Source organism: Blastococcus sp. SYSU DS1021, assembly GCF_054050995.1.
Genome location: NZ_JBJHAL010000042.1, coordinates 1 through 17943, shown reverse-complemented (window position 1 = coordinate 17943; position 17943 = coordinate 1). Strand labels below are relative to the sequence as shown.

The window sequence follows — 17943 nt, the reverse complement described above, 5'->3', positions numbered from 1 at the left end:
CGCGACCCCCGCACCCCCCCCCCCCCCCCCGCCCCCCCCCCCCCGAACCGCCCCATCCCCCGGGCCCTCACGACCCGCCACCACGACATCCCGCCCCATCAAGGGGGCGGTGTCAGGCGGGGCCGCAGGTGAGCAGGTGGTCGACGGCGGCGGCGAACCCGTCGACGTCGTCGAGCGCCTCGGTGAACGGCACCCGCAGGTCGTAGCAGCCGTTCCGGCCCTGCACGCGGAACCGGACGCCGAACCGGTCCAGCCCCAGCAGTCGGACGTCGTCGTGCCGCCCGGCCCAGTGCTGCACCCGGCTCGTCAGCCGGCTCAGCGCAGGGGCCTGCTGCGCCATGAGATCGACCTCCGCGCCGCTGACCACGTCGGGCCGGGCGGCCCGGAAGTCGTCGGGGTCCACCTTCGCGCGCGTCCCGGACTCCTCGAGCTCGACCTCGGCCAGGTCCAGTCGCACCAGGGCCACACCCAGGCCCACCTCGAACAGCACCTCCGCGGGCGAGGAGTCGGCGAAGTCCAGCACCAGCTGCGGCGCGTCCTGCTCGCTCACCGGCACGAGCCAGCCGGTGAGCTGCACGAGCCCCCGGACGGGGTGGCGGAGCGGGAGGGGAGCGCGGTCGGCGACGGTCAACCGGGCGGGGACGTCGCCCAGCAGTGAGGAGCGCAGCGCCGCCATCACACCGCTGTCGGTGGGGACGACGAGCAGGACGTCACCGTCGGCCGTCGTCGTCGCGGCCAGCACCTGGCAGGAGCCGACCCCGGCGACGTGCAGGCTGGCGGCGGAGCGCACCGCGACGGTGCGGGCGCGCTCGGCCGCCGGCGGCTGCCGGTCGACGGCCGCGGACGAGTGGGTCGGGCCGGCCGTCATGGACCACCTCGGAGAGCTCGTGGGCGAGTAGTAAGGTGAGCCTAACCAAACCGGAGGTCCCGAGTGAACACGCCCCGTCCCAAGGTCCGGCTCAGCCGCGCGCTGGGCATCCCGCTCACCCCGAAGTGCGTGCAGTACTTCGAGCGCCGCCCGTACCCGCCGGGCGAGCACGGGCGGAAGCGTCGCAAGGACAGCGACTACTCCACCCGGCTCAAGGAGAAGCAGCGGCTGCGCGCGCAGTACGACATCAGCGAGACGCAGCTGCGCGCCGCCTTCGACCGCGCCAAGCGGACCGGCGGGAAGACCGGCGAGGCGCTGATCCAGGACCTCGAGTCCCGGCTGGACGCGACCGTGCTGCGCGCCGGGTTCGCCCGCACCATCTACCAGGCCCGCCAGTTCGTCACCCACCAGCACGTGCTGGTCAACGGCAAGCGGGTCGACCGCCCGTCCTACCGGCTCAAGCCCGGGGACTTCGTGCAGATCGCGGAGAAGTCGCGGACGAAGGAGCCGTTCGTCGTCGCCGCGTCCGGGGCGCACGCCGAGGCGCCGAAGTACCTCGAGGTCCGGCTGGCCGACCTGGTCTGCCGCTACGAGCGGACGCCGACCCGCGACGAGGTGCCGGTCGTCTGCGAGGAGCAGCTGGTCGTGGAGTACTACTCCCGCTGACCTCCCCGCGGGAAGGTGCGCACCGCCCGCATCGGCTGCCTGGTGGGCCGGTGCGCGCCTCCCGCCGCCGGATCCACCCTTGCCGTGCGTGCGCGGAGCCGTCAGGCTGCGCCACCATGTGGGCGAGCTCCGGGAACGTGCCGCACGACGCACACGCCGAGCGCTTCCGGTTGACGAGCCCGCCGGAGAACGAGATCCCGGTGGTCCTGCCGCTCGCGGCCGTGCTCGGCCGCAGCGACCACGCGGCGGTCGCGCTCACCCGCGTCGCGGTCTTCTCGACGGGGGTGCTCGTCGACCTCGTCGTCCGCGTGCGTCCCGGCGCCATCCCCATGGTGGACCTGCACGAGATGGTGTGGCGGAGCGGCGACGGCGCACCGCGGATGCTGATCGGGGTCCAGCTCGCCGACGGCACCCGCCTGGACAACGACCGCCGCCAGGGGCCGATGGAGGACGTCGTCTTCTCGTCGCAGGGCGGCAGTGGCAACGAGCACTCGGTCGACCAGGGCTGGTGGCTGGCACCGCTCCCGCCACCCGGGCCGGTGCGGTTCGTCGTGCGCTGCCCGGTGCTGGGGATCGAGGAGACGGTGACCGAGCTCGACGGGACGGCCATCCGCCGGGCGGCCGAGGACGTGGTCGAGCTCTGGCCGTGGACGCCGCCGGAGCCGGCGCGCGAGGAGTCGGGGCGCCACCCCGACGTGCCGCCGGACAGCTGGTTCGCCGGCTGACGACCAGGCGGCCAGGCGGGCCGCCCAGCAGACCGTCGGCGGCCGCGCATCGGCGCTGGCCCCCCGTGGTGGGGAAAAGGTCGTGCCCAATGCACCCCGTGCGGGCGCGGGTGCGAGGATATGGGCAGCACGAACGAACGGCCGCCGCCACGGTGGTCCGGCGTGTGCCGGGCCGTCGGGAGGCAGCGCTGAACAGGCACCTGGCGGAGCTGATCCCCGGTGGACCCCGGACGGAGCTGCAGCGGCTGGTCCTCGAGCACGACTGGGGGACGACCGCCCTCGGCCCGCAGGCGGACTGGTCACCGACGCTGCGGACCACGGTCAGCACCGTGCTGAACTCACGCTTCCCGTTCCTGCTGATGTGGGGACCGGAGCTCGTCATGGTCTACAACGACGACTACGCCCCCATGCTCGGCGCCCGGCACCCGGCCGCCCTGGGCCGGTCGGCGCGGGATGTCTGGGCCGACATCAGGCCGGCCCTGGACCCGATGGTCGCCGAGGTCATGGCGGGGCGGGCCACGTACTCGGAGGACCTGCTCCTGGTCATGACCCGCCACGGGTTCGAGGAGGAGACCTACTTCTCCTTCTCGTTCAGCCCGGTGGTCGAGCCGGGCGGCGCGGTCGTCGGCCTGCTCGACACCGTGGTCGAGACCACCCACCGCGTGCTGGCGGCGCGCCGACTCGGCATCCTCCAGCGGCTCGGCAGCCTGCCGCGTGCCTCGCACGGCGACACGACGGAGGCGGTGCCCACCGCGCTCGGGGTGCTCGCCGACGCCCGCACGGACTGCCCGTTCGGGCTGGTCTACCTGGCGGACGAGGACGGGAAGCCGCGCTTCGTCGCCGGGCAGGGCCTCGGCGTGCACGGGGAACTGGCCACCAGTGCCATCCCCGAGCAGGTGCTCCGCGCCATGGCGACCGGCGAGGCGCAGACGGTGACCGGGCTGGCCGGCGTCCTGCCGGGGCTGTCCAGCGTCGGCGCGAGCCCGGCCGGGCAGGCCGACGTCGACACCGCCGTCGCCCTGCCGCTCACGGCCGCCGGCGCCGAGCGGCCGATCGGTGCGCTGGTCCTGGGCGCCAGCCCGCACCTCCCCCTGGACGACGGCTACCGCATCTTCATGGCGTTGGCCGCCGGGCAGGTCGCCGCGGCGGTCGCCGACGCGCAGGCGGTCGTGGCCGAGCGGCGGCGGGCCGAGGAGCGGGCACGGTCCGAGCGCGCGCGCCCAGTTCTTCACCGACGTCGCCGTCACCCTGCAGCGCGCGGTCCTCGGGCCGACCGCGCTGCCCGAGGGGTTCGCCGTCCACTACGAACCGGCCACCGGCACGCTCGAGGTCGGTGGGGACTGGTACGACGTGGTGGACCTGCCCGGTGGCGGCTACGGCGTGATGGTCGGCGACGTCGTCGGCCGGGGTCTGCCGGCCGCGGCGGTGATGGGCCAGCTGCGCAGCGCCGGCCGGGCGCTGCTGCTGGAGAGCCGGTCCCCCGCCGACGTCCTGTCGGCGCTCGACCGGTTCGCCGCGCTGGTTCCCGGTGCCGCTGTGAGCACGGTCTTCTGCGCCGTCGTCGACCCGCTCGCGGGCATCCTCTGCTACAGCAGCGCCGGGCACCTGCCGGCGATCCTGGTCGAGGAGAACGGTGCCACCTCGCTGCTGGAGGCGGCGAGCGCGCTCCCGCTCGCCGTCGCGGACGGGGACGGGCGCCCGGAGGTCGAGGTGGCCTTGCCCGCCGGCTCGACGCTGCTGCTCTGCACCGACGGCCTGGTCGAGCGGCGGCACGAGGCGCTGGACGAGGGGATCGGCCGGGCGGTCGACGCGCTGGTCGACGGCCGGCACCTCGGCCCCGCCGAGCTGAAGGCGCGGCTCACCGAGCGGCTGCTCGGCGACGCCCCGGACGACGACGTCGCCTTCGTGCTCTTCCGCTGCGGCTGACGCGGGCGCGGTAGCCGGGGATGGACGTCGTCCGGGTGAGCAAGCGGCTGTCCTTCGTCCTGCGGCACCGCCCCGAGTCGGTCGGGATCACCCTGGACCCCGCCGGCTGGGCCGACGTCGACGTGCTGCTCGCGGCGCTCCACCTCACCCGCGAGCAGCTCGAGCACGTCGTGGCCGCCGACGACAAGCGCCGGTACGAACTCCGGGGTGGCCGCATCCGCGCCAGCCAGGGGCACAGCGTCGCCGTCGATCTCGGTTACGCGGACGAGACGCCACCGGACGAGCTCTTCCACGGCACCGTGGCGCGTTTCCTGGCGGCCATCCTCGCCGAGGGGCTGCGCCCGGGACGCCGGCACGCGGTCCACCTGAGCGCCGACGTCGTCACCGCCCGCGCCGTCGGGAGCCGCCGCGGCGCACCGGTCGTGCTGCGCGTCGACGCCGCCGCGATGGCCCGCGAGGGCGCGCGGTTCAGCCGCTCGGCCAACGGGGTGTGGCTGGTCGCCGCGGTACCGCCCCGCTACCTGACCGTGCTCGGCGGCTGACCGGTCAGGACGGCACCCGGAGCGCCAGCAGGGCGATGTCGTCGTCGCCGCGGGTGCCCAGCGCGCCCAGCAGGCCGTCGCACATGCGGTCCAGCGGCTCCCGGCCGCGCTCCTCCAGCGCCCGCACCAGCCAGGCGGTGCCGTCGTCGAGGGTCATGTCGCGCCGCTCGACCAGCCCGTCGGTGTAGAGCAGCAGCGTGTCGCCCCGCCGGAGCACCACCTCGTGGTCGGTGCGCGGTGGCCCGTCGGCGGTGCCGGCTCCGAGCAGCCGGTCGGGTTCCCGTTCCAGCACCTCCACGCAGCCGTCGGCCCGCACGACCACCGGGGGCGGGTGCCCCGCGTTCGACCACTGCAGCGGCACCGCGTTCCCGGCCACGCCCCGCGGGTCGACGGACGCAACGGCCACGGTCACCAACGTGTCCAGCCCCAGGCCCTCCAGGACGTCGTCCAGCACGGTCAGCGCGGCGGCGGGGGAGCCGTGCCCGACCCGGGCGAGCGCGCGGAGCATCCCGCGGGTCTGCGCCATGGTGGCTGCCGCGGGCGCGTCGTGGCCGGCGACGTCGCCGATGACCAGCATGGTGCGGCCGTCGGTCAAGGGAAAGGCGTCGTACCAGTCACCGCCGACCTGCGCCTCTCGCGCGCCGGGGAGGTAGCGGGCGGCCGTCTCGAGCCCCGGGACCTGCGGGATGCCGCCCAGCAGCGCCCGCTGCAGCGTCTCGCCGGTGTGGACGGCGGCCCGTGTCGCGGCGGCCTCGGCGCCGAGCCGGGCCACGTGGGCCTCCCGGCGGAGCCGCAGCTCGCAGGTCACCACGGCCAGGATCCCGCCGAGGGCGACGGCGACCAGCCGGACGCTCTGCGCCACCGCTGTCTCGGCGGTGTACTGCTGGCTGTAGAGGCCGAGGAGCGTGGTGACGACGAACGCGGCCGACGCGTAGGCGACGGTGGCCTGCCGGCTCAGGAAGGTCGCCGACGCGAGCGGGGCGATGACGGTGAGCCCCAGCACCACCTGGCCGCGGCCGGTGATCACCTCGGCGATCACGACGAGCAGCAGCACGATGGCCGGCAGCGCGGTGTTCACGCGCCCGAACCGCTTCACCGCATCCCCCTCGTGCCCGCCAGCAGCGCGGCGCGTCCCCTGGTCAACCTAGAGGACGGTGGCGGCCTCGCCGTCGACCCCCGGAGCGGTCAGCCGCCGGTGCCGGGCATCGAGTCCAGGGGCAGGCCGACGTAGAGCATGCCGATGAGGGCCCCGCCGTCGTCCCGCAGCCCGGTGTAGGCGGTGAAGTACGGCCGGTCGGCCACCGTGGCCGCACCGGTGTAGGTCCCGCCGGCCAGCACGGCGGCGAGCACCGGGTTCGGGCGGCCGTCGGGGCCGGTCCGCGCGATGGCGGTGCCGACATTGCGCCGGCCGGCGGGCGTGAGCACCGTCGTCGCCACCCGCACCATGCTCCCGGCCTCGTCGAGGCGCTGGAACAGCGTGCAGCTGCCGCCGACCTGCCGCACCACCTCGTCGACGAGCCGCGACGGCCGGCGGGGGTCGTCGCTGCGCTCCATGGGCGTGTCGCCGAGCAGCAGGTCGGGGAGCGTGGCGGTGTGCGTGGCGCCGGTGGTCTGGTCGCGCACGGGAAAGGGGGTCCGGGCGTCGCCGAGTCGGGCGCCACCCAGGTCGGCCAGCTGCTGCTCGGCCACCGCGAGGGCTCGCCGGACGTAGACCACCCGCTGGCTGTCGGCCAGCTGCCCGACGGCCTCGCTGATCCGTGCGGAGCCGCCGGCCGCGCGGTCCACGTTCTCCACGACGCGCTCGGTGGCCACCCGCTGCTGCTCGACGGCGGCGGCGATGGTGTCCTGCGCCTCGGCGATCGCGCCGAGCGTGCCGGTGATGCGGCGCACCGCCTCGACCGCCTGCGCCGTCTCCCGCTGCACCGCCTTGATCTGGGCGTCGATGTCCTGGGCGGTCTGCGCGGTGCGGCCGGCGAGCTCCTTGACCTCGTCGGCCACCACGGCGAACCCGCGCCCGACGTCGCCGGCGCGGACGGCCTCGACGGAGGCGTTGAGCGCGAGGAAGCGGCTCTGCTGGCTGATGGCGCCGAGGAGCCGGACGAACTCGGTGATCGACTCGCTGGCGGCCTGCAGCGCGGCGATGCGGTCGTCGACGGCCTGCGCGTCGCGCACGGCCTCCTCGGCGACGGCGGACGCGCGGCCGGTGCTCGCCGAGATGTCGCCGATCGCGGCCCGGAGCTCGGCGAGGGACGCGGCGGCCTCCGCGGAGGTGTCGGAGACCTCGCGCGAGGCCTGGGCGAGGACGCCGGCCTGCCGCGCGGCGTCCTCCATGCTCGTGTCCCGCTCGGCGGCACGCCGCGGGGTGCCGGGGGACGGGACAGGGTTCCGCGACGTCGACGAACGCACGACCCGTCCCTCCCGCAGCCGCCTGGCCGATCCCTGGACCACCCCGCCGCGGGGAGGTTCCGGAACACCGTAGGTCCCCTCGGCTCCGCGCCCCGGGGAGGCGCGCCGGTCGACCCGGTGGCCGGATCCCGGGGCGACCATTCGCAGCCATTCGGCGACCATCCCGGAATTGTCGACTCAGCGACTCCTGATCATTTCTGTGGCACGAGTGAAGAATGTGCGACCCGGTGCCGAGAACGAGGGAGTCAATGAATCGGCGCAGCCAGCACGTGGACCGGGCGACCAGCATCCCGGCGGGTCTGAGCCACTGAGAGAACAGGACCCACTGCCATGCGCCTGTCGCGCGTTCTGCTCGCCGGTGTCGCGGTCGCCGGCGTCGCCGCCACGACCTCCGCCTTCACCGCCAGCAACAACTTCTCGGGCGTGGACAACAACGTCGCGGGCTACGGCGAGCTCACTGCGACGGGTGTGGCCGTCAGCAACATCGCCTACAACCCTGCCGCCGACGCCACCAAGCTGGCCAGCGTCGTGTTCACGGTGGGCCAGGACACCAGCACCATGGACGCGGTGATGACCCTCACCTCGGGTGACCCCGACGTAGTGGCGCCGGGTAGCGCCTCCACCTGCGTGTACTCCGCCTCCGGCACCACCCACCTGATCACCTGCACGCTCACGACGCCCGTCGACTTCACCTCCTTCGACAAGACCGGTCTCACCGTCACCTCGAACTAGCAGTTCCGCGCTGGGCGGGGCGGCTCACGGAGCCGCTCCGCCCGTACCCCGAACGGGCCTCTCCATGACCGCCACGTCCAAGGTCGTCAGCACCAGCGCCGTCGCCGCGCTGGTGCTGGCGACCCTGTGGTTGTTCTGGCCCCTGGCGCTCGGTGGTGGCACGACGTACGTCACCACCTACGGCGACAGCATGGAGCCGCAGTTCTCCGCCGGGGACCTGGCCGTCCTGGGTTCGGCCGGCTCCTACGCGGTGGGGGACGTCGTCGCCTACCGCAGCGAGTCCCTCGACACGGTCGTCATGCACCGCATCGTCTCCGTGGACGCGGACGGGTTCGTGACGCAGGGGGACAACAACGACTGGCTGGACGAGGACCGCCCGACGCAAGGCGAGATCCTGGGCAAGCTGTTGGTCCGCATCCCGCAGGGCGGCACGGCGCTCCAGGCGGTCAGCTCCCCCTGGGTCCTCGGGGCGGTGGGGCTCGCGGCGTCCCTCCTCATGGGGTCGGTCCGCCGGGGCCGCGGCGGCCACCGGGCCCGCGCCCGCCGCCGGCGGCTGCCGGCCCTTGGTGCGCCGTCCTTCTCCGTGCCCTCGTTCACCGCGCCGTCCGTCTCGCTGCCGCGGGTTCCGGCCGGCGCCCTGCCCGTGCTCGTCCGGGCCCGCGCCCGCCAGGTCGCGCTGGGCTCGGCAGCCGTTGCGCTGGTGGCCGCAGCCGGCGCCGGCGTCCTGTTCGTCGTCCCCTCCACCGAGACGGTCGAGGAGGAGCTCCAGGTCAGCCAGCAGGGGCGCTTCTCCTACACGGGGACCGCCGAGCGCGGCACCACGTACCCGACGGGTGCCGTGGCGACCGGGGACACCGTCTGGACCAAGCTCTCCACCGGCCTGACCGTCTCCTACGAGAACACCGTCAGCGGCCCCGACCTCGCCGACCTCCGCGGTGCCCTGCGCCTCGACGTCTCGGTGCAGGCGGCCGACGGCTGGAGCACGTATCTGAACAGCGGCCCCGTCGTCGGCTTCACCGACGGGCTGGCGGCGGCGTCGGTCGACGTCGACGCCGCCCACGCCGCCGAGGTGCTGAGCCGGCACTACGCCGAGGTCGGCGTCTCGGGTAGCACCGCGACCCTGACGATCACTCCCACCGTGGCGCTGGCGGGGACCGCCCGCGGCTCCGCCTTCGAGGCCGCGTCGCCGGCCGGACTCGACTTCGCACTCGACCCGACGGCCCTGCGCCTGGCCGGCGATCCCGACACCGTGCTGGCGACGTCCAGCGAGACGGCCGTGCCGGTGGCCGCGGTCGCCCCCCGCTCGTTCGACGTCCTGAGCCTGTCGATCCCGATCGGCCTGGCCCGTGGCGTCGTCCTCGCCGTGCTGGCCCTCGCGCTGCTCGTCGCCGCGGCCGGTGCGCTGCTGGGCCGGACCGGCCGCGGCGACGCCGCCGACGAGTTCCTCGTGCGGCACGCCGACCGGATCGTGCCGGTCGCCGGGCTCGCCGCGGGCGGGACCGTCATCGACGTCTCCGACGCCGAGTCCCTGCGCCGGGTCGCGGAGCGGTTCGACACCGTCGTCCTGCACCACGCCGCCGCGGAGGAGGACGTCTTCGCCGTCCGGGACGTCGACGCGACCTACCGGTTCGTGGTGCCGGGCGGAGCGGGCGCCCGGCGCGGCAGGCCGCCCGTCCCGGCCCCGTCCCGGGCGCCCCGTGCGGCCGCCGACGAGGACCTCACCGCGCCGCTCCCACCCGTCGGCCTCCGCGGTCTCCTGGCCTGATCCCGGGAACGACATCGGGGAAGCAGGGCTCCGGAACGTCGTCCGGACCCCCACTTCCCCGAAGTGGTGTTCTGGGAACTACGCCTTGACGATCGCTGCCACCGGGCCGCCGCCGGACGGGCCCTGGTGCACCGCGGCCACCGAGACGAACACCGCCGGGTCGCCGGTCACCGACGCGGTCACGCCGCCCACGCACGCCTTGATCTGGCGGTGCCAGGAGACGTCGGAGTCGTCCAGCATGGCGTTGCGCCGCCCGCGCACCTTGCCGTCGGGCGAGGCCTCGCACTTGAGGAAGACGTTGACCAGCCGGTCGCCGAGGTCGGTGTGGTGCGGCCGCTCCGGCAGCTCGAGGCCGGCGTCGCGGATGGCTGCCCAGATGCCGTCCTGGTCCAGCGCGTCCTTCATCACCGAGTGGCCGACCCGGTAGTTGCCGCCGTGCCCGCGGGCGTTGCCGACGACGACGATCTGCGCCCGGTCCAGCTCCACACCCGACGAGCAGGACGCGACCGAGGAGTACAGCGACAGGTCGCGCATGATCTGCTCCTGCTTCGGCATCTCGATCTCGCCGAGCGCCACCGCGATCCCCAGCGCCGTCGTGCCGTTGGAGATGTCCATGGAGCCGTGCGGCTCCTCCAGGATGGTGGTCTCCCCGCGCTGGTGGGCGTCGCGGATCGTGTCGATCGTCAGCAGCGGCGTCTTGGTCTGCACGTAGTGCACGTCGGCCGGGTCGGTGATGCCCGCGGCCTCCATCGCCTTCTTCACGCCCTCGGCGACCTTCTCGACCATCGCGACGCGGCCGATGTCCTCGGGCAGCAGGACGTCGCTCATCGCGTAGCCCACGGTCAGCCGCGGCTCGTCGGTCTTCTCGACCGAGTCCTCGGGCAGCGTCGCGAAGACGGTCGCGTGCGGGCTGATGACGCCGTCGGTGCCACCGGACCACACGATCGGGATGTCGCCGACCTCCTCCTTGCTCCGCGAGCCCTTCTCGAGCAGCACCTCGCGGAAGGCACGGTCGGCGATGATCCGCGTGTAGTCGTTGATCCCGCCGTTGCCCTCGGTCTTGCCGATGACGGCGATGACGCGGTCGGCCTCCATGACGCCGTCGTCGATCAGCTTGGCGAGCTCGGAGGCGTCGCTGACGTTGTGCAGCGGGACCTTGCGGACCTCGATCGGTGCGGGCATGCGGGTTCCCTTCAGGAGTGGGTGAGGACGGTGCCGGCGTCGTCGCCACGGACGGCGTCGGCGATGTGCTGGAGCGAGGTGATGACGGCGCGGGTGGGCGGGGCGTGGCCGGCGGCGGAGCCTTCGACGAAGCGGAGAGCTGCTTCCACCTTCGGACCCATCGATCCTCGGGCGAACTGCCCGGCCGCCGCCAGTTCGCGCAGCTCGGCGACGGTGACCCGGCCCAGCGGGCGCTGCGACGGGGTGCCGAAGTCGACCATCACGTTCGGGACGTCGGTGGCGATGACCAGGGTGTCGGCGTCCACGTCGCGGGCGAGGATCGCGGCGGTCAGGTCCTTGTCGATGACCGCCTCGACGCCGCGCAGCGCGTGCCCGTCGACGTGGTCGTCGATCACCGGGATGCCGCCACCGCCGGCGCACACCACGACGAACCCGGCCGCGGCCAGGGCGTGGATGGCGGGCGAGTCGACGACGGCCTGGGGTTCCGGCGAGGCGACGACGCGCCGCCAGCCCTTCTCCCCGCGGTCCTCCCAGGTCTGCCCGAGCGAGACGAACTGTTCCGCCCGCTCCCGCGGCAGGAAGCGGCCCACCGGCTTGGAGGGCTCGGCGAAGCGCGGGTCGTCGGCGTCGACGCGGGTGCGGGTGACCAGCGCGGCGGTGCGCTGGGGGAGGCCGCGCACGGCGAGGGCGGCGTCCAGCTCGTCGGCGACGGTGAAGCCGATGGTGGCCTGGGTCTGCGCCACGTTCCAGTCCAGCGGCACCGGGGGCACCTCGTGGGCGGCGAGTTCGTTCTTGACCAGCAGGTTGCCGACCTGCGGCCCGTTCCCGTGGGTGAGCACCACCTGGACGCCCGCGGCGACGACCTCGGCGACGTGCCCGGCGGCCTGCCGGATCGCGTCGCGCTGCGCCTGCGGGGTCGCGGAGCCGTCGGCCCCGGTCATGGCGTTGCCGCCCAGGGCGATCACCACGCGCGTCGACGTCACCCCGCCGACCCTAGCCGCATTTCCCTTAGCGGTGAAGTACTTCTCCGGAGGAGGTCAGCTCGGCTCGGCCGGGTCGTCGTCGTAGGCGCCCAGCGGTCGCTGCGCCCAGAGCACGTCGCGCCACCGGCCGTGCTTGAACCCGATCCGCCGGTAGGTGCCGATCGGCTCGAAGCCCATCGCCGTGTGCAGGCCCTCGCTCGGCTCGTTGGGCAGCGTCATCCCGGCGATCGCGGTGCGGAACCCGCGGGCGGCCAGCCGCTCGAACAGCGCTTCGTAGAGGGCGCGCCCGCCGCCGCGCCGTCGTCGCCCGCCGTCCAGGTAGACGCTCACCTCGCAGCTCCACCGGTAGGCGGCGCGCTCCTTGTACGGCCCGGCGTAGGCGTAGCCGACGACGGCGCCGTCGTCCTCGAGGACCAGCCAGGCGTGCGCCCGCCGGGCCGCCGCGATCCGCTCCGCCATCTGTGCCGGCGTCGGCGGCTCGAGCTCGAAGGTGATCGCCGTGCCGGTGACGTAGGGCGCGTAGATCGCGGCGCAGGCGGCGGCGTCCGCCGGGGTGGCGTCGCGGACGGTCGGAGCGGGGGCACCCATGATCGTCAACGTAGCCGGGCGCCGGGTCGGAGCGCGGTGAGCTGGAACACCCGTGCCCCTCGGCTAGCGTCCCCGGCCGTGCCTCCCGCCCCCTCCTCGACGACCGTTGCGGGGCTGGTCACCGCGCTCGTGGGCTTCCTGAGCTCCTTCGCCGTCGTCCTCACCGGTCTGCGGGCGGTCGGGGCCACACCGGAGCAGGCCGCCTCGGGCCTGCTGGTCCTCTCGGTCGCGATGGGCGTGGCCACCGTCCTGCTCGCCCAGCGGACGCGGATGCCGATCACCGTGGCCTGGTCCACGCCCGGGGCCGCGCTGCTGGCGACGGCCTCGGCGCCCTCCTGGTCGGTGGCCGTCGGCGCCTTCCTCCTCGTCGGCGTCCTCGTCCTGCTCACCGCTGCGTGGCCCCGGCTGGGCGAGGCGATCGGCGCCATCCCCCCGGTGCTCGCCCAGGCCATGCTCGCCGGCGTCCTCGTGCCGCTGTGCCTCCAGCCGGTCCGGGCCGCGCTGGAGATCCCCTGGCTGGTGGTGCCCGTCGTGCTTGTCTGGGTGGTGCTCCTGCGGTTCTCCCCGCGCTGGGCCGTGCCGGCTGCCTTCGCGGTCACCCTCGGCATCATCGGGTGGCTGGCCGTCCGGGACGGCGGCGTCCCGGTCGCGGCGCTGCTGCCGAGCCTGGTGTGGACGACCCCGGACTTCGGCTCGGTCGCCGTCGTCGGCCTGGCCCTGCCGCTGTTCCTGGTCACCATGGCCTCGCAGAACGTGCCGGGCATGGCGGTGCTGGCCGCCTTCGGCTACCGGGCGCCCTGGCGCCCGGCCATGGCGGTGACCGGCGCCGGCACGCTGCTCGGCGCCCCGTTCGGCGGTCACGCGATCAACCTGGCCGCCATCAGCGCGGCGCTGGCGGCCGGTCCGGAGGCGGACGCCGACCCCGGGCGCCGCTACCTCGCCGCCCGCACCGCCGGCCTTGCCTACGTCGGGTTCGCGGTGGTCTCCGCCGCCGTCGCAGCCCTCGTCGCCACGGCCCCGGCCGGCTTCGTCGCGGCGGCCGCCGGCCTCGCCCTGTGGCCGGTGCTGGCCTCGTCCCTCAGCGCCGCGCTGGCGCGGGCGGAGGACCGGATCCCCGTCGTCGCCACCTTCCTCGTGGCGATCAGCGGGATCACCGTCGGCGGCATCGGGTCGGCGTTCTGGTCGCTGGTAGTCGGGCTGGTGCTCTGGGCCTGGTACCGGCCGTCCCCCACCGCGCCGGAGCCCACCGTCCCGGCCTGACGGGGACCTGGCGTCAGCGGCGCCAGAAGTCGAAGCGGTCCCGGCCCGGGCGGAACCCGGCCGCCTCCGCGACGGCGACGGCGAGGTCGAACTTCTGCCCGACGGCGGCAGGCGCGTGCGCGTCGCTGCCGAAGCTGACCGCTTCCCCGCCTGCCTCGTAGAACCAGCGCACCTGGTCCGCCGACGCCAGCGGGCTGCTGGTGTTGATCTCCAGCGCCCGGCCGCTCCCGGCCAGGGCCCGGAACACCGCCCGGTACTCCTCCTCGTAGTCCTTCTCCACGTACCGCTGCGAGCCGCCGGGCCAGTACCGGCGGGGGAAGTCCACGTGGGCCAGGACCTGGAAGACGTCGCTGCTCTCGATCATCCCGACCATCTCGCCGAGGTAGCGGCGCATGGTGGCGTCGGCGTCGACGTGCAGGAGCCGGCCGACACCGACCAGCCGACCCTGGTCGGAGAGCGAGTGCAGCGAGCCGAGGATGCGGTCGACCGGGGAGTCCTCGAGGTGGCGGGCGATGCTCGCGGCGAACAGGTGCGGCTCGCCGGTCTCGATGCCCGACCAGATCCGCAGTTCCGGGAACCGGTCGCGCACCTCGGCCAGCTCGGCGAAGTAGCCCTCGACGTCGATCGGCAGCTGGTGGGCCGGGTAGCGGTCGACCAGCCCTTCCGCGGTCGCCCGGTCCTCCTCGTGCCAGACGGTGAAGTCGAGGTGCTCGGTGAAGGCGACCGCGGGCAGGCCCTGGGCGATCGCCCGCTCGCACGCCCTGCGCATGGTCGACGAGTCGGGGGTGTCCCACGACCAGTGGGTGTGCACGTGGTTGTCGGCCGGAAGCTGCCCCTGGTGGTCCATCGCCTGTGGATTCTCCCCGTCGTCCACCGGTCGCGCGCGGGGGGCCGTCGCTGTCGGCGGTGGTGCCTACTGTCGTCGGCATGAGCACCGCCGCACCGCCGTCCTCGATCGCCGACGAGGCCCTGGAGATCCTCCGGGAGCTGACCGGCCGCCCCGACGCGGTCTTCCGCGAGGGGCAGGACGCCGCCGTCGCCGCGCTGGTCGAGCGCTCCCAGCGGGCGCTGGTCGTGCAGCGCACCGGCTGGGGCAAGTCCGCCGTGTACTTCGTCTCCACCGCCCTGCTGCGCCGCCGCGGCGCCGGGCCGACGCTGCTCGTGTCCCCGCTGCTGGCGCTGATGCGCGACCAGGTGGCCGCCGCGGCCCGCGCCGGCATCCGCGCGGTGGAGATCTCCAGCGCCAACATGACGGAGTGGGACGACATCGCCGCCCGCCTGGCCGCCGACGACGTCGACGTCCTGCTCGTCTCGCCCGAGCGGCTCACCAACCCGCGCTTCCGGGAGGAGCAGCTGCCCGGGCTGGTGGCCCGCTGCGGGCTGGTCGTCGTCGACGAGGCGCACTGCGTCTCCGACTGGGGGCACGACTTCCGCCCCGACTATCGCCGGATCCGCGACCTGCTGGGCACGCTGCCGGCCGGCACGCCGGTCCTGGCCACCACCGCGACGGCGAACGAGCGGGTGGTGGCCGATGTCGCCGAGCAGCTCGGCGCCGGGGGCGTCGAGGTGACCACCGTCCGCGGTCCGCTCTCCCGCGACTCGCTCCGCCTGGGCGTGCTGCGGCTGCCCTCGGACCGGGCCCGCCTGGCCTGGCTCGCCGCCCACCTCGGCGACCTGCCGGGCAGCGGCATCGTCTACACGCTCACCGTCGCGGCGGCCGAGGAGACGGCGAACCTGCTGCGCGACGCCGGCCACGAGGTCCGCGCCTACACCGGCCGGCTCGACGACGCCGACCGCAAGGACGCCGAGGAGGCGTTGCGGAAGAACGAGGTGAAGGCGCTGGTCGCCACCTCCGCCCTGGGCATGGGCTTCGACAAGCCCGACCTGGGGTTCGTCGTCCACCTGGGCGCGCCGTCGTCGCCGGTCAGCTACTACCAGCAGGTCGGCCGTGCGGGCCGCGCGGTCGAGCACGCCGACGTGCTGCTGCTCCCCGGCCCCGAGGACATCGCGATCTGGCAGTGGTTCGCCACCTCGTCCATGCCGCGCGAGGACCACGCCGCCGCGGTGCTCACGGCGATGGCCGACGGCAAGGCCTGGTCGGTGGCCCGCCTGGAGACGGTGGCCGACGTCCGGCGGTCCCGGCTGGAGCTGCTGCTCAAGGTCCTCGCCGTCGACGGTGCGGTGGAGCGGGTGCAGGGCGGCTGGCGCTCGACCGGGCAGCCGTGGGTCTACGACGCCGACCGCTACGCCCGGGTCACCCGCACCCGGGAGGCCGAGCAGCGCGCGATGCTCACCTACGCCAAGCCGGTCGACGAGGCCGAGTGCCGCATGGCATTCCTGCAGTCCGCGCTCGACGACCCGACCGCCGCCCCCTGCGGCCGCTGCGACGTCTGCGCCGGGCCCTGGTACGCCACCGACGTCCCCGAGGCGGCGTCCGAGGCGGCGTCCGCCGCGCTGGACCGTCCCGGGGTGGAGCTGGCGCCGCGGGCGATGTGGCCGACCGGCGCCGACCGGCTGGGCGTCGACGTCAAGGGGAAGATCCCGCCGGGGGAGCAGCTGGCGACCGGCCGCGCCGTCGCCCGGCTGACCGACCTCGGCTGGGGACAGCGCCTGCGGTCCCTCCTCGGCGACGACGGCGTCGGCGGTGTGGTGGAGCTCGACCTCGAGGCGCCCAGCATCGAGGAGGACCCGGACGCCGCCTTCGACGTGCCGGTGCGCCGCTCCGTCTCCGACGTCCCACCGGACGAGGAGCTCCTCCGGGCCTGTGGCCGCGTGCTCGCCGCCTGGGACTGGGCGGAGCGCCCGGCGGCCGTGGTGGCGGTGCCGTCGCGCCGCCGCCCCCAGCTGGTGACGGGCGTCGCGCAGGGGCTGGCGCGCATGGGCCGGCTCCCCTACCTGGGCGAGCTCTCCCTGGCCCACGGTGGGCCGACCGGGCAGCCTGGCGGGAACAGTGCCTTCCGGCTGGCGGCCGTGTGGGACCGGATCGTCGTGGGCCCGGAGCTGCGCGACCGGCTGGCGGAGGTGTCGGGACCGGTGCTGCTGGTCGACGACCTGGCCGACTCGCGCTGGACCATGACCGTCGCCGGCCGGGAGCTCTGCCGGGCCGGCGCATCGTCGGTGCTGCCGTTCGCCCTGGCGCTCACCGCCTGAAGGAGGACCCCTCTGCCCCCCACGCTCGGCGCGGGCCCCTGCAGAGGGGCCGCGTATCCACAGCTTTTCGCACACATGTGCGAAAAGTCGGGGTAGCGTGCCGGCATGGAGAAGGACCCCGTCCCCCTCGCCGCTCGCCCGCTCGCCGCGAGCCTCCGGACGGGGCCTGCCCAGCCCTCGATGTGGGATCTCGCCGACGAGGCGACGCTCCAACCCCTGGATGGCGCGACCCGTCACGACCTGGGCCGGGGGGCGTGGGTCGACCACCTGCCCGGCTGGGTGGCCGGCTCGGACGAGGTGCTCGACGTGCTGCTCGGTGACATCGGCTGGCGGGAGGACCGCCGGCAGATGTACGAGCGGGAGGTCGCGGTCCCGCGGCTGCTCCGCTGGTACTCCGGCCGCGAGCAGCTGCCGCACCCGCTGCTCGGCGAGGCCCGGGATCGGCTGAACCGGTACTACCTGCCCGAGCTGGGCGAGCCGTTCGTCACCGCGGGGATGTGCCTCTACCGCGACGGGCGGGACAGCGTGGCCTGGCACGGTGACCGCATCGGCCGCGGGCGATCGGCCGACACTATGGTCGCGATCGTCTCCTTCGGCTCGCCCCGCCCGCTGCTCCTGCGCCCGGTCGGCGGCGGGGAGTCGCTGCGCTTCCCCCTCGGCCACGGTGACCTCGTGGTCATGGGCGGTTCCTGCCAGCGCACCTGGGAGCACTGCATCCCGAAGACGACCAAGCCGGTCGGACCGCGGGTGAGTGTCCAGTTCCGCCCTCGCGGCGTCGCCTGAGCCCGAAAAGTGCGGAACGACGGGGCTGGAGGCGCCGTCCCCTGGCTCCGCGCGGGGCCCGGGGACCCCCCCCCTGCAGACCCCCTCGGAGAGCGTGTACTGTTCTCCCTGCACCGAGCGAGAACGGACCGGGCCGCGAGGCCCGGGAAACCGCCGGACGAGCCCCCGAGGTTCACCGATGCGGAGCCCGGTGTACAGTGGAGAAACCGCCTCGAACGATGGCCAAGAAATTGGCCGGGATTCTTGCGCGTCCGCTCCTTGAGAACTCAACAGCGTGCCGAAAGTCAGTGCCAAGTAATACCCCGTGCCCTGGCCACTGTGTGGTTGGGGCTGGGATTCCTTTGGTTGATTGATATCGCGAGTGTCA

16 protein-coding genes and 1 pseudogene are annotated in these 17943 nt (G+C 74.5%); 10 read left to right on the top strand and 7 right to left on the bottom strand.

Translation table 11 applies throughout. The features are described from left to right. Nucleotides 1-112 precede the first annotated feature (112 nt). Entirely contained in the window at nucleotides 113-868 is a 756-nt protein-coding gene (locus ACI8AP_RS20740) for a DUF2470 domain-containing protein (protein ID WP_456591264.1), read from the bottom strand. A gap of 63 nt (nucleotides 869-931) precedes the next feature. On the opposite strand from ACI8AP_RS20740, the gene rpsD reads away from it, so the two are divergent. From rpsD to ACI8AP_RS20715, 5 genes and pseudogenes are all read left to right on the top strand, one after another. After that, nucleotides 932-1534 carry a 30S ribosomal protein S4 gene (gene rpsD / locus ACI8AP_RS20735; protein ID WP_456591263.1) on the top strand — a complete coding sequence of 201 codons (603 nt, stop codon included), beginning with the start codon at nucleotides 932-934 and terminating at the stop codon, nucleotides 1532-1534. 116 nt (nucleotides 1535-1650) lie between these two features. Next, entirely contained in the window at nucleotides 1651-2259 is a 609-nt protein-coding gene (locus ACI8AP_RS20730) for a hypothetical protein (protein WP_456591262.1), read from the top strand. A gap of 89 nt (nucleotides 2260-2348) precedes the next feature. After that, nucleotides 2349-3350 (top strand): annotated as a pseudogene (locus tag ACI8AP_RS20725) (PAS domain-containing protein); the annotation flags it as partial. A 259-nt stretch (nucleotides 3351-3609) separates the two neighbouring features. After that, nucleotides 3610-4185 carry a PP2C family protein-serine/threonine phosphatase gene (locus ACI8AP_RS20720; RefSeq protein ID WP_456591261.1) on the top strand — a complete coding sequence of 192 codons (576 nt, stop codon included), beginning with the start codon at nucleotides 3610-3612 and terminating at the stop codon, nucleotides 4183-4185. Between the two features lie 35 nt (nucleotides 4186-4220). After that, entirely contained in the window at nucleotides 4221-4727 is a 507-nt protein-coding gene (locus ACI8AP_RS20715) for an RNA 2'-phosphotransferase (protein ID WP_456591260.1), read from the top strand. 4 nt (nucleotides 4728-4731) lie between these two features. Here the strand turns inward: ACI8AP_RS20715 and ACI8AP_RS20710 are convergent, their stop codons facing one another. Continuing rightward, nucleotides 4732-5823, bottom strand: a complete 1092-nt coding sequence (locus ACI8AP_RS20710) for a PP2C family protein-serine/threonine phosphatase (protein ID WP_456591259.1) — start codon at nucleotides 5821-5823, stop codon at nucleotides 4732-4734. An 89-nt stretch (nucleotides 5824-5912) separates the two neighbouring features. Continuing rightward, entirely contained in the window at nucleotides 5913-7058 is a 1146-nt protein-coding gene (locus tag ACI8AP_RS20705) for a Cache 3/Cache 2 fusion domain-containing protein (protein WP_456591258.1), read from the bottom strand. A 405-nt stretch (nucleotides 7059-7463) separates the two neighbouring features. On the opposite strand from ACI8AP_RS20705, the gene ACI8AP_RS20700 reads away from it, so the two are divergent. Further along, the gene (locus ACI8AP_RS20700) at nucleotides 7464-7865 is read left to right on the top strand and encodes a hypothetical protein (protein ID WP_456591257.1); all 402 of its coding nucleotides are present in this window, start codon (nucleotides 7464-7466) and stop codon (nucleotides 7863-7865) included. A gap of 64 nt (nucleotides 7866-7929) precedes the next feature. Beyond that, nucleotides 7930-9630, top strand: coding sequence for a signal peptidase I (locus ACI8AP_RS20695; RefSeq protein ID WP_456591256.1), 1701 nt, complete (start codon nucleotides 7930-7932; stop codon nucleotides 9628-9630). A 78-nt stretch (nucleotides 9631-9708) separates the two neighbouring features. Here ACI8AP_RS20695 and bar read toward each other — a convergent pair whose 3' ends face one another. From bar to ACI8AP_RS20680, 3 genes are read right to left on the bottom strand one after another with little or no spacing between them, the layout of a single operon-like run. Further along, a complete protein-coding gene (gene bar / locus ACI8AP_RS20690) occupies nucleotides 9709-10812 on the bottom strand; it encodes a barbiturase (protein ID WP_456591255.1) in 1104 nt (367 codons plus the stop codon). A gap of 11 nt (nucleotides 10813-10823) precedes the next feature. Then, a complete protein-coding gene (locus tag ACI8AP_RS20685; protein WP_456591254.1) occupies nucleotides 10824-11795 on the bottom strand; it encodes a carbamate kinase in 972 nt (323 codons plus the stop codon). Between the two features lie 54 nt (nucleotides 11796-11849). Continuing rightward, nucleotides 11850-12383 carry an N-acetyltransferase family protein gene (locus tag ACI8AP_RS20680; protein WP_456591253.1) on the bottom strand — a complete coding sequence of 178 codons (534 nt, stop codon included), beginning with the start codon at nucleotides 12381-12383 and terminating at the stop codon, nucleotides 11850-11852. A 78-nt stretch (nucleotides 12384-12461) separates the two neighbouring features. Between ACI8AP_RS20680 and ACI8AP_RS20675 the strand changes: the two genes are divergently transcribed. Continuing rightward, nucleotides 12462-13643, top strand: coding sequence for a benzoate/H(+) symporter BenE family transporter (locus ACI8AP_RS20675; RefSeq protein ID WP_456591252.1), 1182 nt, complete (start codon nucleotides 12462-12464; stop codon nucleotides 13641-13643). A 13-nt stretch (nucleotides 13644-13656) separates the two neighbouring features. Here ACI8AP_RS20675 and ACI8AP_RS20670 read toward each other — a convergent pair whose 3' ends face one another. Beyond that, the gene (locus ACI8AP_RS20670) at nucleotides 13657-14490 is read right to left on the bottom strand and encodes a PHP domain-containing protein (protein ID WP_456591251.1); all 834 of its coding nucleotides are present in this window, start codon (nucleotides 14488-14490) and stop codon (nucleotides 13657-13659) included. Between the two features lie 80 nt (nucleotides 14491-14570). Here ACI8AP_RS20670 and ACI8AP_RS20665 point away from each other — a divergent pair, with 80 nt between their 5' ends. Next, nucleotides 14571-16793 (top strand): DEAD/DEAH box helicase, encoded by a 2223-nt coding sequence (locus tag ACI8AP_RS20665; RefSeq protein ID WP_456591250.1) that lies wholly within the window; start codon nucleotides 14571-14573, stop codon nucleotides 16791-16793. A 105-nt stretch (nucleotides 16794-16898) separates the two neighbouring features. Continuing rightward, nucleotides 16899-17576, top strand: coding sequence for an alpha-ketoglutarate-dependent dioxygenase AlkB (locus tag ACI8AP_RS20660; protein WP_456591249.1), 678 nt, complete (start codon nucleotides 16899-16901; stop codon nucleotides 17574-17576). Nucleotides 17577-17943: the final 367 nt, after the last annotated feature.